Origin of the sequence: Lysobacter yangpyeongensis, from assembly GCF_042655745.1 — a bacterium.
In the GTDB taxonomy this organism is placed as follows: Bacteria; Pseudomonadota; Gammaproteobacteria; order Xanthomonadales; family Xanthomonadaceae; genus Agrilutibacter; species Agrilutibacter yangpyeongensis.
The window spans coordinates 16550-30167 of record NZ_JBHSNM010000004.1; the positions used below are offsets into that span (position 1 = coordinate 16550).

Here is a 13618-nt window from a genome sequence, read left to right on the forward strand (position 1 = left end):
CTCCCCACCCTCGCGGCACCCAGCCGATCGCATCGTAGCTGGACCCACGGAATGGACGCCCGGCAGGTGCTCCATTTGCACAAAAGGGCTGAACTGATCGCCCGCTCAACTTTTTATGATCAACACGCCTAACCGCTCTATCGAATCATGCGGTCTCTACGATAGGAATCCTGCAAGCTAAGCCAGACCAAGTGATATCTCCTCCGGCTTGAACCAGCCATTTGCTACTAGCTGGCTTCGTACGCGCTCAGGGTTCTCAGCATACGCAACCAAAGCAAGGGATCTCTGGGCGCGGCTGCAAGTAACGTAAAGCAGGCGACGCGTTGAAGCCGTCTGACTGTCGTCTACGCCCCCGCCAAAGAGCTTTTCGTACTTGAACATGAATCCGCGCGCTTCTTGATCATCCATGATGACCATCACTCGTGGGAATTCGAGGCCCTTTACACCCTGATGCGTATCGAAGCGAGCCTTTCCGGCCACGTACTTTGTATAAGCCCGAACCTGTTGGAAGGGTGCAGTCAGGAACGCCGCAATCGCCTTGTCGCGTTCTGACTTCTCTTCTTGTTCATCCTCATCAGTCTCCTCAATGCCGGCTCCAGCCAGCGCGACCTTGAGAAGATCCGGGACTGTGAAGAGTCCGGTTTCAGCTACATTTTCAACTACCTCACGGAACGTGACATCTGGATTCCCATCAAGTAGTCGGATGAGCGCATCAACCGCATCCTGTGCCTTGCCGAGCTGCTCTAATTGGTCTTCTGCTTGCTTCAAGGCGCTCGCCGAGGCGAGTGGCGACGCTGCACGTACGATGCGTGCAATGGCAAACGGTTCGCCTTTCGCCTCCCAGAGTGGAAGGATCAGACTCGAAAAGAAACTAACCAACGGCAGTGAACCGTCGAGAAGTGCGGTCCGAAACTGCGTGATCGGATAGAGCGCAGCGAGAAGATCATCAAAACCCATCCTCAGCGCAGCCATTCGATGCTCTAGGATGAGAATCTTGACTGCTTCCTCATTTAGCCAGTCGTGATCCGCGGTGAGATCTGCCATATGTGCACAGATCGCCTGCTCCGCTGCAGCCTTATCGACTCCCTCAGAGGGAAACACAAACATTCTGATGTGGCCTTCATGAGCCGCACTACGAGGAATCTGAACCTGCTTGTCGGTGACGTCGCGGATCTTGTTGATGAGTTCGATTACGCGCCGCGGGCATCGGAAATTCATTTTTTTTGTTGGCGTAGCCCAGTCCATCGGCAGGCTTTCGCCTAGGCTTGGATGACCGTCGCCATAGATGCGTTGCATCATGTCTCCAAAGAGACCGACGACCACCTCGCCCTTGTATGAAGCCTGGAAAGCAAACAAGGCTTCAACGATATGCCGATTAGTGTCTTGGCTCTCATCAACAAGGATGTACGGATAGCCATCGCGCAGGATCTGCCTCAGCGCTGGCTTTGTCTTCACGAGGTCGCCAGCGAGCTTGAGGACCTCTGCGTGATTTAGCGAATCTCTTCCACGATTGTCGCTGTCAGGGCTATAGACGAATTTCTTAGTGCTATCGAGGCGGGCGAGACGTCGCTGCTTGGAAGCGATATCCGCTTGACGCTCCGCGGATGCTTTTGTGCCTGCGCGCCCCTTTGCCTCTTTGGCCTTTAGATCCGCAATCGCAGCGTTGAGCTCGACACGAAGCCATTCTCGGATGTCGTGATTGAAACCTTCGATCAGAGTCCAAGCGAAGCTGTGGATCGTCGAAACTGCTATTACGGGATCGAACTGAGTCCGACGGACAATCTCGTCGCGCGCCGCCTTCGTGTAGGTAATGACCGCTACCTTTTGGCCGCGCATTCTCAAGCTTTTCCCCATTGCCTGGCGCAGGTGGTCGAGCGCGGCTACAAGCGAGCGAGTCTTGCCCGAGCCGGCTCCAGCAAACAAGAAGAAGCTCTGTGGCGATTGGGGGTCGAGGCACTTCTTTATTTCCTCGTCCACATGTAGATCGATGTCATCGCTCGCGACTGCGGCCGTCACCGTCATGCTGCGCCTGCCTTCGGGGCAAGGTCCGCCTCTTTGCGCTCAAGCTGTTCCTTCAGCCAAAGTAGTCCGTGTTCAATGTAGGCAGGGACACCGAGCTTTTCGATGTCGTCGCTGAACAATAGTTCCAACGCGAATTCAGCCTTATCGCCATCAGCTATAGCCTTCTCCACCCTTGCTGCAAGCTCGTCGTGATCCTTGGATTCATCGGCAATCTTTTGAAACTTGCCAGCAAGACCGTTAGCCTCACGTCCCCTAAAAAACCCCAAGTTCCTATAAAACAGTGCGTCCTCGAAGGTATTTGCGTGAACGTCCGCGTCGACCGCGCCGATCGTTAGCTTTGTTCCGGTCTGGTAAGCCGCACGAACGGCGTATCCGTCAGGGTGAACTAGAGCTTTGTCCTTCTCCTCTAGCTTCATGAGCACGTCGACTGCGGTCTGTCTTGGGGCCCAAGCCCGCAAAGTCTCATTGCGAGCCTCAAGTCCTTTTCCCAGTGCTGGCTTCTCAGCCTTGTTTGTTGTTGGGTCTTTGGCATCTAGATCAGTGACGATCAGTGTCGTCAGACCAAGGGCCTCGACCAAGCCTTTGAATCGATGCGCGTGGCTACCGCCGACCTCAAGCCACGTGATGTAGCAACTCCGCAAGTACTCAAATGCATCCATCTGCTCGACGAAGTGCGGAACCAGGATTCGCTCAGCGCTGCCTTCAATGAAGACAGCTGCGTCAGCGAAGAACAGATCGCAATGCGTGGCCTTGAGGTAGCGCGCAACAAACTTGGCCGTCTGATCTGGGTGCCCGAATACCGATGAGAGATTGACCACACACGCGGTGGGCGTTTCGCATTCTCCTGTGGCAGGAAGGCGACGGAAATAGCGTAGCGCTGAAAAATCGCAAGCATGGGCCACGTGGCTGGAGTGGGTACTCACGACAAGTTGTGTGCGGAAGTTCGTCGACTTCCCGAGCATTGGGTCGGCTCGTAAGACGTCGTAGGCGTGCTTGATGAAAACCTGTTGTACCTGCGCGTGCAGATAGGCCTCGGGCTCTTCGACCAGCATTAGATGCAACGGGGGCGGAGGTTTAGTGTCGTCGCCTGCTGCTGACGCTTTTCCGACGCGCATCCACGCATCGCGATAGCTCATAAGACTAAAGACCATCGAGACCAGGTTCTGGTAACCAAGTCCGTTGGAGTCTTCGGGCAATCGATGTGCATACCCCCCTGTTACGCCGGCGATTTCATACTGAACCGCGGAATCGTGGCTCAGACCATCCTGCAATTTGAGCTTGGTCGCGATCTTGAGCTTTGGATCTGAGATGCCTGGATAGCCGAGCTTCCGAAGCTCAGTCAGTGCTTTGTCGAATGCTTCAGACAGCTTTTCGTCGAAAGCCTTGCGAGCCTTTTCGAGTGCTTCCATAGCCTTTAGATCGGAAGGCTCCGGAGTGTCCTGCCAGTCGAGGTGGTTGTCGTAATAGGAGCGGAGTTGCGTTGAGAGGCGGCGGCTGCGGCTGCCATCTGCACGTGCTTCGTCGCGCTGTGCGCGCGACTGCGTAGACGAGCCGAAGCCTCGCTGTGCACTGATCTCGTCGATTCGGATCAAGCCGTCGAGGGGATTCCCCTCTACAGGTTCTAATTCCTCCGGAAGCACCTGCATCACAGCTAAACCATCCTTAGGATCTGTTAGCTTTGCAGGGTCCAAGAGGTACGCTTTCACCTTGAAAAACGAACGCAACCGCCGATCAAGGAAGTCGATCAGGTTTTGCGGCCAGAGTTCTAGCTGAGGTAGATCGCCTTGTCCCTCTGCTGCCTTGGCCGCAGCAGCCATAGTTTCCGCCGCCTTTGTCCTCGCAGCTATGTACTCCTGCTGAAATTTGATCGGCTCATCTGGCTCGTACCGCAGCCGCACCCCGAGGGGGCCAGACTTCCAATCTAGAGTGGGAAGGAGCTTTTGCACGTAGTGCATTTCCCCCTTTCCCACCTCTAGCCACACGTCAAGCTGCGGCAGTAAGTCGAGGAGATTTGGTGCTGGAACAGTCTCGTTGGCCGCGATAGCTGCTTCCCACGCTGCCCCGTCAGCGTTTAGTCCTTGCCAGTGTGCAAGGGAGAAGTCATTGACGTTGAAGCTGCGCGCATCGACGAGAAAGCGATGAAGTGCGGTCATCGCGGACGTCTTGCCGCTATTGTTTGCGCCTACGAATACAGTCTTCTCTGGCGCAAAAGCAATTCTGGCAGCTACGAGCTTACGGAAGTTTCCGATTTCAACTAATGCGATATGCATGTTTTCCCCTGAGAGCGCATCCTAGTTTTGGCTCTTAGCGCAATCAATTGCCGCGACTACGGATTGAGCCTGCCCCCCCTTAGCGATTTCTGAGCCCCCGAGCGCAAAATACACGTCGCTTCATCAAAGCCCTTCAAGGGAACGGTAGATAAGCGAGAGGCTAGGGGCCTTTCTCGAGTTGAGGCGTTGGTTAGATCTGGTCCGACAGGAACCAGTGGCGAGCTGTCTCCTACCGGTGGTGAGGTCTCTTATGAGGCGAACGTGAGCGTAAACCGTGCGCTGTATCTAGTCGTTGGATCGGGACGTCAGTTGAAGCCACATGAGCTAACGCCACGTTCGATTTTGGGACTAGCGCAAAGGGCTTTCATTCATGTTTTTTCTTACTGAGATCTATTGGCTGTGACAATCCATCCGCGTTGGAAAGGATGGGGAAATGGCTTCCTGCTCCAGAAGCCCGGGTGCTCTAGCGATACTGTCAGCAAGCGCGTCCCATCCCACGTCTCGGCAACATCTCGTCATCTCGGCGGCCTGGTTTGTAGTTGCGGTTCGCAGTGTGAATCCCATCATTCGTAGCGCATCGGGATCCATCAACCAAGGGTTCAACACAAGGCCAAATTCGCGAGCAGACTGGGCAATCACTTTGCTGATCCGAAATCCTCCGACGTCGACATCCCCAAAATGGAAGAGAGATACGCCGGATTTGGGCAGGGCCCTGAGCAATAGTCCGAACATCCTGCGCCATGCAGGCGACGGCATGCCCCCCGTATAGATGAGGATCAGACCTCTCTGCTCAGTCCCAGCCGCAGAGAACTCGTGGAAGGTCTGCAGGTTCTCAATGGTCAGGACGCACGAGGGCTCCAACGGGAACTCGAAGGACAAGACAGATCCCGACGGAAGGCCCATGTAGGGCCTCAGCAGTGGCGCCTTCCCAACTTCTCCCACGGCCAGTACGTCGCCTGCAATGAGAAAGGGCATAGGCGATTTGAGCAAACCCAGCGAGGAAAAGATTTCGTGCGAGTCCAACCCTGATGGCGACAGATCATTGCTCATCAGGACGTCGAGCCACTTTGGTAGCGCCTCGATCCGCTTGCTGTCGTTAAAGAGGGCAATGGAGGCCCTCCGAAGCAAGAGTTCATCGGTAGCGCCCTGGCGAACGTTCATGACGCGGATCGCGTCGAGCAGGTCGTCGACGCTTCCAAGGCTGGCTTCCTCGCCCCGGACCTTTTTGCCCTCCCGCCAGCGCTCGACAATCAGCCTCAAGACCGGGTAGGAATCCAAGTGGGGATTCAGCTGGGCCAACGCGTGGCTGGCCAATGCACTACGCAGGGGGACATTCAGATACTCAGCGAGCGCGCTGAGATTGGCGACGATGACCGCTCGAACATCCCGCGGCCGCTCGTCACGTGGGGAGGTCTCAACTGTGATCGCTCCCTTCCGTTCCGCAAGGTCAAGCTCCGCTCGAAATGCCTTCGCTTCCTCGATGTCACGCATCTCGAAGTACGCAGGGCACTTCGCCGGCGTAAGCGGCAAACGAACGCTGGGTGCATTACCGCGGCTGACCGCATTCTGCGCGGCTCGGAACAAGCTCGAGAGAAACTCGCGGGCAACCATTGATCAGGCGACCTCTTCCGCTCCCGACCGTTCCTGTTCGACAAGGCGAATTTCGTCCTCAAGCAAATGGGGGTGTTTTCGCCAGTTGTCGGAGTCCAGCAAGATCTGGCCATCTTCGCCGATGCGCACATGTTTGACGGTCAGCAGATCGTCATCGCGGTACATCTCGACGTAGCCCTCGACAGACTCGTTGATCTTGCCAAGGGCGTCGTCTGGCGCAGCCACGATAGGCTGCAAACCCAAGGACTTCAGGTACTCAAAAACCGCACGGGTGTTAGTCGAATCGATCTTGTCGCCGAGCTCATCAAAGATGATGAGCGACATGCCAGTGGTGTCACCCTTCAGTTTTCCGAGGGCGTTGGCCATCGCTGCGCCGGCAACGATAAATAGTGGTGCGCGATGTTCGCCCCCCGAGCCCTTGTCCATTCGTTTGGCAAAGTCCGTGACCCGGACGCCAGCGTTGCGAACTTCTACCTCGAAATTGAAAAAGTGCCTGTAGTCCTCGAGCAGATAGGCCGACGCCACATCCTTGCCCTCAAGCATCAGCCGGAATTCTTCCGGAGTGTTCACCGGGTCTTTGAACATGTCGTCATCCGCACCGACATCGGCCGCCTTGATGATGAAGTCGTATAGGGCCCGACTAGATGGATTGATCTCCCGGCGGAAGTGGTATTTCTCATTGTTAGAGAACGGAGGCAGGCGATCCATCGCCCTGTTGAGCTCGTAAAGCGTGGCGTCCATAGTGTTGAAGCTATCTCTCAGACTAGCGGCAATACGGGATCGGAACGTCCGCACCGACCCTTCGTAGGCGTCCTTGGCCAGCTGTTGATACCGAGCCAGTTCGGAGTCTTTCAGTCTGTGCTGCTCTTCTGTGACCATTTCGACCAAAGCATCCAGGTCGGAAATGTCGGCCGTGATCTCGAACGGGTATTGGCCGGCGTACTGGTTAACTTGGGCGCGAAGTTCCGAGCTGTGGGATTCAACCCGGCCCGTGGCGGCCTCTTGGTTCTCGCGACACTTGCTAATCATCCACTGAAGGGACCGTTCTTGCTTTTCGTATTCCTCGCGCTTGGCCTGCATCCAAGCCGCATCCACATGCAGCAAGCGCATGGAGTCGGCAGCCTTGCGCGCAATGGCGTCGGTAGCAGCGCTGAGCCTGTCGAACTCCTGTTGCGCCGTTTCCACAGCGTGGGCGTACTGTCCCTCAAGCTTGCTGAGCTTTACCTTGAGTTCGTCCGCCTTGATCCACTCTTTTTTCGCATCGAAGATGAGCTGCTGAGTGGCGATCAAGTCGGGGCTGTTAGCGAGCGATGACAGCGCCGCCTGACTGGCCAGCGATCGCTGCTTGTCTTCGTGATCCAGGAGCCATCCCTCAACGTCCTCCACCCGTGAGCCAAGGGACTGAAGGTCCTCAATCACAGCGAGGACGCCCTTCAGCTTCTGGGCGCTGCGATCAGCTTCCTCCAACTGCTCGGTGAGCAGTTGTCGTTCCCGGGTCAGGCGCTCCTTCCGTGCGCGCTGGTCCTGGCGGCCAAGCACGAGCTCCGAGAGCGCCGCCGGTCGACGCCGGCCGAAGTCCGCGGCATTTGAGCTAACGCCTTCACGGGTGAACCCTTCTGGACTGTCTTGGGTAACACGATCTAGCTGCACGCGCCGGCCCAATTTCCCCCGAAGATAAGACACCGCTATCTCGTTGGATCCTTCAATGAGGTGGGCTATTGCACGCTGCGGCAGAGTGGAAAGATCGACCGGGCTCTTGGGTGGCTTGACTATTAGAACTTCGTGGGGATTGTGGCCCGCTGGAATCCGGGAATAGATCGCCAGCGCATCATTCAATCGGCCCGGCTCGATGAGCAGCGCCGTCGTGGACTTGCCGAGAAACGACTCGATCGCTGGCGCCCAGTCTGGATCTTTGACCGAAACCAAGTCGCACACCGGAGTGCTGTCGATTCCTTCATCGGCGAGCAGTTGGTACACCCTGCCAAGCGGACCCTCCATGATTGCTTTTCCTTCATCTGCCCGCTTCAGCTGCTCAGTCATGGATCGGAACTGCAGCTGGAGTTCCTGCAAGCGACGTCGCGCCTCCGCTTCATCCTGCTTGGCCTTCTCCAGGAGCGGCTGGGTCTGGGTCGCTGACTGTCGCAGGGCCTTGATCATTCCCTCGCGGTCGACGGTCAGATCCTCAGCACCGTTCGCACCGCTGATCGCCGAGAGTAGTTCTTGCCACGGCTGGCACAGGAAGCTCCATCCGCCGATTCCTGGATCCTTATTGGCCGCATTGGCATAGGAAGCAACGATGCGGCGCAACGTGGTAGCCAAGTTGCGCTTAATAGGCACCAGTAAGTTTTCGCGTTCTTGCAGATGATTGCGGGCCGCTTGCAATGCTGGATCGTTGGCCGACTGCTTCTCGACCTCCACGTACGCCTGGTTTAACCGCTCGCTTGCGAGCTTGGCCTTCTCGGCATCCCTCTTAGCCTGGGCGAGGTTCTCCTGAGCCTTTTCCAGCTGCTCGACGACCTCGTCGTAACGCTCCATATGGAGATCCCGCTCGAGCTCGGCGACCATCGCCTTGTATGTGGCGTGCTGCATCCGGGCATGTTTAGCCTTCTTGCCGACCTCAAGCATCCCGTCGCATTTGCCAATGCGCTCGATTACCTCTTCCACCCGCCCCTGTAGGGTGCGAAAGGTCTCTAGCTGATCGCGAAAATCCTTCAGATCGATCGGACGGGCATCGATGATGTAGTCCCGGACAAAGGCGCTGGCATCCTTGACGGTTTTCAAGTTCAGGGCGTTCTTGATTGCGCGAACGAAGGCCTTTGGGGATGTGGAACTGGCACCGGTCGGACGAAGCCGAAACAGCATCGACTCCACATGGTCAGCCGCTGTCTTGGGCAGGCTCAGACGTCCCTTTGCCGCCTTGACCTTGTCCTCCAGCGCGGCAAGGAAGGAAGGCCAGCTGAGTGGCAACACGTCGCCATTGGCGGCGTTCTCAAGGTGATCCTCGATTGTCAGTGCGACATCGGCGATGTAACGCCCGTAAATCCGGTGCTTTGGCTCCTTTTCCGAAGCGCCCATCGCAATGCCAACAGATACGGGCGGCATCTTTCCGGTGCTGTCGCGAAACACCATCGTGAGGTAGGTGTTCGCGTTCTTCCTGACGTGCTCGTCACCCCGGTAGTACCCGAGGCAATACTCGCGAATGGATCGGCCGCGATCGCCCGATGCACCGCCCGACTGAGCGTTAAGATCGATCTGGTGCTGGTCGCCGCCATGAAGAACGATCTGCATGCCATCCAGCAGTGCCGATTTGCCGGACCCATTAGGCGCAACGATGCCGGAGGACGCGTGGAAGTGGATGGTCTGGGCCGTGAAAAGAAAAAATTGGACCAGGTGGAATTCTTCAAGCAGATACATCGTCAACCTCCACCATCACGTCCGAGTCATCTTCATCGTTGCCTTGGGCTTCCCTTCGGAATGCGTCGAGCTGATTCAACCACTCCTTGCTTACGATCGCGCTAATGGCCGGATGGATCACTATTCGGAACGGTTGCCCATCCTCCAACGGGTTCTTCTGCTCAGAGGCGATCCCCCAGCGTTCGAGTTCGGCCATAAGTGCACGCAACTCGCCGGGCTTGAGCATTGGCCGGCCCGTCAGTCCCTGATAGTGCTCCTGCAGGTCCGGCAGCTCGACGTAGGCTTCGCCAAACTCACCTTCCTGTCCCTCGAAACGAACCTTGTGGTGGATGCTTGCCAGCACAAGCACAAGCAGGGTTACCTGCTTGTTTGCGCGATGAGGATTGAGTACGTGCTTGGGCTTGGCCACTACGTACTGGTAATGGGGATCGTGGATTATCTCCACACCCAAAGGCGCCATCACCTGGGCGAAGTCGGACATATTCATATGCACCAGGAAATAGTCCTTGCGCGTGGATGCGTCCATCGCAGACAACACCTGATGCGAGATCAATCGGTAAGCCGCGCGCTCAAAGTCCTCTTGGACATACTTTCCGTCGCGTGCCAGCGCCCTGTCCCAATTGCCTGCCATGTCATTTCGTCCTGCTGATGATGAAGTCGGGGACGTCCAGGTGCGTGCCGTCTAACCGATCCGCTCCTGCAGAGGAAAACCGATAGTCCGGCAGCTTTTGGCTTTCGCCAGCTCCGTGATTTTTCGTTTGCCTCGTAATTGCTTCTTGTGCGTAGGTCGAGAGCGTTTGAACGATTCGGAATTGCTTGATCGAGGTAATCGGTAGCTGCGAAGCCCTGATCTGCCGCTGACTGCCCATGGCAGCTCGGAGGTACACCCGAACCTCGCTTGGCATCGCGGTACGCGCGTCTCTGGCTCGTTGATAGAGCCGCATTTTGGCTTCCTGATGCGGCGCCAGTTCGCGCCTCTCATCCGCGCAACGGGGGATGGGCGGCCGCTTTACCCGCGGCACGTACAGACCTTCTGCGGTAAGGAGCTGACCCGGTCCGGCAGGGACTGCCACATCGAAGTTTTCAGCATCCAGAACACCGGCGATCGCACGCTTGATGCGGACTTCCAAGTGGCTGGGCGCACGCAGGCGATAGTCGATCAAGGCGAGCATGCGCCGATGCATGTTCCGGATATCCAGCTCCAGACGATCGAGGTAGTCCTGCAGGCGTCGAAGATCAAACAGGCGCTGGATCGCCCGCTCAAAGTGAGCCGTCGCCTTTTCCTCTACGCCCCCATAGGTGCGCTCCGCGTACCACGTGATAAGCCGGTCACGTGGCTCCGTGTACGCAATCTCCTGGGCAAGCGTGAGCACGTCGGATTTGCGTGCAAGGGGATGATCCGCTCCGGCGAGCAGGGTGTAGTCGGACAAATACAGTCGTTGGATGTACTCCTCGAAGATCTTCTGGATAGCGGCAGCGGTCGTTTCCTGACGGGAAAGCTCGCGCATCAGGTTGCGCACCCGCAGGCTCATGGAAGACATGGACGTCACCAAGTCCCTCGCCTGCTTCGCCGCCAGATCCAGGTCGTCACCAGGGCTTTTGCTGGCCGGATCCATCACGCGTTTGAGCGCATCCTCGATGGATCGCATCTTCGCGCCTACGGCGCCGGGCGTTTCTTCCGCGAAATTGATCAAAGTCGCCATGAACCGGGAGACCGCCGGTGGCATGGAGATCGTTCGGGAGAGGCCTACCAGTTCCTCCTGAAACCACCCGTATTTCGCGAGCCGTTGTAGATACATATTGGCTCGTACGTTGAGTGGGCTGTCCTGTGGCTCCTCGTCTTCTTCTACCCAAGGGTCGTCGTTCTCGAGGTAGGTCTCGATCGACTGGACGATGAGTCGGCGCTCCCACCCATTCGCCGGGGGCAGGTCTGCGTCCGGGCCGAAGAACTGGGCATACACTGAGGTGAGCAGCCGCCAATAGTGCTCACGGTTGGCCGACGCCAGGGGCCTGAAGAGCTCCTTAGGCAGCACGTCAAACAAAGGTGGCATTTGAGCCGCTAGCACCATCCCCTCTTTTGGGCCATATCGCTTTTTGCTTCTATAGCATAAATGCTATGATAGCGCTTATGCTATATCGTACAAATGGCCCGTACCCCCCCAAACCCTGACAAGAGTCCCGAGTCCCTCCGGGCCATCGAAACCCTCCTCCTGTGGGAGGGAATGGTGACCAATGAACGGGTCCGGCAGGTTTTCGACCTCCATTTCACTACTGTCAGCCGGCTTCTGAACAAATATTCCGAGCTCAACGGACAGGGCGTCTCTTACTCCAACTCAGTCCGGGGGTACCTCGCCGGACCAGACTTCAAGCCGCTCCTCACCGAAGGGGTGGTCGAAGAATATTTGGCTTTGATCACCGGCGACGGTGCCGATGGAATAGTCCATAGCACCCATCTGAGATTGGGGGAGCTGGATCGAGCGGTGTTCGCCAAGCTCCATCGCGCCGCCAGGGAAGGGGTTGGCGTGAAGGCAACTCATGCATCCATGGTCCATCCGGAACCGACCACCAAGCGGTTCTATCCCCACGCCCTGGTTGAGGCTGGACGCCGATGGCATGCACGCGTGTATTTGCTGCCTGCTGGCGCTGACAACGCTCAAGGCGAGTTCCGTGATCTAGCCATTTCTCGACTTCGATCGGTTGTGGTGCAGCAGGAGAAGCGGCCTCCGGAAGCAGATCCTAGTAACGATTCCGCCTGGCAAACGAAGGTGGATGTTCGCGTTGTCCCGCACCCCAAATTGTCAGCCGCCCAAAAGCAGGTGATCCGTGGTGAATATTTCAAGGGAACCGCGGCTCAGCGCATAAGAGTGCGAGCTGCACTTCTTCATTACACCTTGCACGACCTTCGCTGCGCCACGAACCCAGCCAAGCAATTTCCGCCAGAGTATCAGCTCTGCGTTGATGAGCCGGAGGCGCTGATGCCTTGGCTGATGCCGGATGACGATCGTCAGCAATCAAACTAGGGAGAGCCGAAGTGGGGAATATGGGGGAAACGTCTTTATCGATGAGCGCGCACTTCGATGCGCTTGGGTTTCCACTGAATAATGTGCGTAATAGCTGGGGAGCATTGAGCCCGCGCGGCATCCTGTTACGTATATGGGCTGACGAGATAGTCTCAGAGCGCGTGATGGTGCTAGGCCCTCCCGCAGTGCGGGAACTGCAGTCCAAGCGAGCAAATGGCTTCTGGGAGCGCGTTGATCACCTGCGACTTCTGTGGAGCGGCGGCATTGCAGGTTACGCGCTGGTCCTGACCGCCACGGATGTCAACGCTGTCCCGCGCCAGGTGAAAGACTTCAATCGGGAATACGTTCGCGAAATTGTTGCCCTTGATGAGGCCGCGGATGGCTCCATCTGGGCCGAGTTGGGCGAGCCGGTCTCTGTTTCCAAACTGGAGAAGCACGCGGTCAATCATCGGTTACTTCCCGCTTCCGGCGCTTTCCCAACCATTGCGAAGGCGAAGTCTATGGAGGGGCCGGGGAAGAAGCTTGGGCCGACGGCCAGCAAGCTTCCTGCGCTTCGGAACCTCCTGATTGATTTGGCGAAGACGCGACGCACGTACACCAACGAGGAAGCCCGCACCCCATTGGGTTTGGGCACCCTTGGCATGACCAACGCGCTACGGGCCCTTGGTCGCGAATGCGTCGAAGCCGGCGAGCCCGTACTCACCTCCCTAATCGTGAGACCGGAAACTGGACGTTGCGCTGACGGGTTCTACAAGGAATTCAGACGCGATGATGCCCAGGAACGCGAAGCCTGCTATGCGTTCTGGGGTGCGCCGGAGGAAGGCGATCAGCTCTCCTCTGCTCCTGACGATAGCCTGCGTCAACGCGCACAGCGGTTTGCTCTTGTAGCGACCCGGCCCGAGCAGCAGGCTTTCCGAAATCGACTCTTCATTGCGTCCGGTGGTCGATGCATCGTTACTGGGTGCGACATAGATGCCGCGCTCGACGCCGCTCATCGCCATGGCCGTGATTGGCGCCAAGGGCATAACCGCGCGGGAGATGGATGGCTTTTGCGCCGCGATGTCCATCGACTTTACGACGCTGGCCTCCTGCGGATTTCCGACGACGGAATCAGGGTCGAGGTCGACGAGGAGATCGCTTCCCATTATGGGCAGTTTGCAAGGTAATTATGTCTCAGGTCTTGAACTTCGCACGTCGAACAGGTGGAACGTTCGTTAGCACACTGATACTCAGCCAGGGGCATTGGCGTAGCTCGAAGTCAACTAGCCCATCAGGCATCAC

8 protein-coding genes are annotated in these 13618 nt (G+C 57.3%); 2 read left to right on the forward strand and 6 right to left on the reverse strand.

Annotated features, from left to right (window positions below):
- Nucleotides 1-177: 177 nt before the first annotated feature.
- The 6 genes from ACFPN1_RS12120 to ACFPN1_RS12145 all read right to left on the reverse strand — a co-directional run bounded on the left by ACFPN1_RS12120 (nt 178) and on the right by ACFPN1_RS12145 (nt 11350).
- A complete protein-coding gene (locus tag ACFPN1_RS12120) occupies nt 178-2022 on the reverse strand; it encodes a UvrD-helicase domain-containing protein (RefSeq protein WP_386755286.1) in 1845 nt (614 codons plus the stop codon).
- Complete coding sequence (locus ACFPN1_RS12125; RefSeq protein ID WP_386755287.1) at nt 2019-4292, reverse strand: AAA family ATPase; 2274 nt, start codon at nt 4290-4292, stop codon at nt 2019-2021. The genes ACFPN1_RS12120 and ACFPN1_RS12125 overlap by 4 nt, the downstream gene beginning before the upstream one ends.
- Nucleotides 4293-4682: 390 nt before the next feature.
- On the reverse strand, nt 4683-5783 hold the full coding sequence (locus ACFPN1_RS12130; protein ID WP_386755288.1) for a Wadjet anti-phage system protein JetD domain-containing protein: 1101 nt from the start codon (nt 5781-5783) through the stop codon (nt 4683-4685).
- A gap of 123 nt (nt 5784-5906) precedes the next feature.
- The gene (locus ACFPN1_RS12135; protein WP_386755290.1) at nt 5907-9317 is read right to left on the reverse strand and encodes an SbcC/MukB-like Walker B domain-containing protein; all 3411 of its coding nucleotides are present in this window, start codon (nt 9315-9317) and stop codon (nt 5907-5909) included.
- On the reverse strand, nt 9304-9948 hold the full coding sequence (locus ACFPN1_RS12140) for a DUF4194 domain-containing protein (protein WP_386755291.1): 645 nt from the start codon (nt 9946-9948) through the stop codon (nt 9304-9306). The genes ACFPN1_RS12135 and ACFPN1_RS12140 overlap by 14 nt, the downstream gene beginning before the upstream one ends.
- Nucleotide 9949: 1 nt before the next feature.
- Nucleotides 9950-11350: a Wadjet anti-phage system protein JetA family protein gene (locus tag ACFPN1_RS12145; RefSeq protein ID WP_386755511.1), complete on the reverse strand. Its 1401-nt coding sequence runs from the start codon at nt 11348-11350 to the stop codon at nt 9950-9952.
- Nucleotides 11351-11461: 111 nt separating this feature from the next.
- On the opposite strand from ACFPN1_RS12145, the gene ACFPN1_RS12150 reads away from it, so the two are divergent.
- The gene (locus tag ACFPN1_RS12150; protein ID WP_465262153.1) at nt 11462-12337 is read left to right on the forward strand and encodes a WYL domain-containing transcriptional factor; all 876 of its coding nucleotides are present in this window, start codon (nt 11462-11464) and stop codon (nt 12335-12337) included.
- 41 nt (nt 12338-12378) lie between these two features.
- Complete coding sequence (locus ACFPN1_RS12155; RefSeq protein ID WP_386755294.1) at nt 12379-13503, forward strand: HNH endonuclease; 1125 nt, start codon at nt 12379-12381, stop codon at nt 13501-13503.
- Nucleotides 13504-13618: the final 115 nt, after the last annotated feature.

What these genes read in the sequence shown, in the direction of transcription:
- ACFPN1_RS12120 (WP_386755286.1), bottom strand. Translation starts at nt 2,022, where the DNA reads ATGACGGTGACGGCCGCAGTCGCGAGCGATGACATCGATCTACATGTG.
- ACFPN1_RS12125 (WP_386755287.1), bottom strand. Translation starts at nt 4,292, where the DNA reads ATGCATATCGCATTAGTTGAAATCGGAAACTTCCGTAAGCTCGTAGCT.
- ACFPN1_RS12130 (WP_386755288.1), bottom strand. Translation starts at nt 5,783, where the DNA reads ATGCGTGACATCGAGGAAGCGAAGGCATTTCGAGCGGAGCTTGACCTT.
- ACFPN1_RS12135 (WP_386755290.1), bottom strand. Translation starts at nt 9,317, where the DNA reads ATGTATCTGCTTGAAGAATTCCACCTGGTCCAATTTTTTCTTTTCACG.
- ACFPN1_RS12140 (WP_386755291.1), bottom strand. Translation starts at nt 9,948, where the DNA reads ATGGCAGGCAATTGGGACAGGGCGCTGGCACGCGACGGAAAGTATGTC.
- ACFPN1_RS12150 (WP_465262153.1), top strand. Translation starts at nt 11,462, where the DNA reads ATGGCCCGTACCCCCCCAAACCCTGACAAGAGTCCCGAGTCCCTCCGG.
- ACFPN1_RS12155 (WP_386755294.1), top strand. Translation starts at nt 12,379, where the DNA reads ATGAGCGCGCACTTCGATGCGCTTGGGTTTCCACTGAATAATGTGCGT.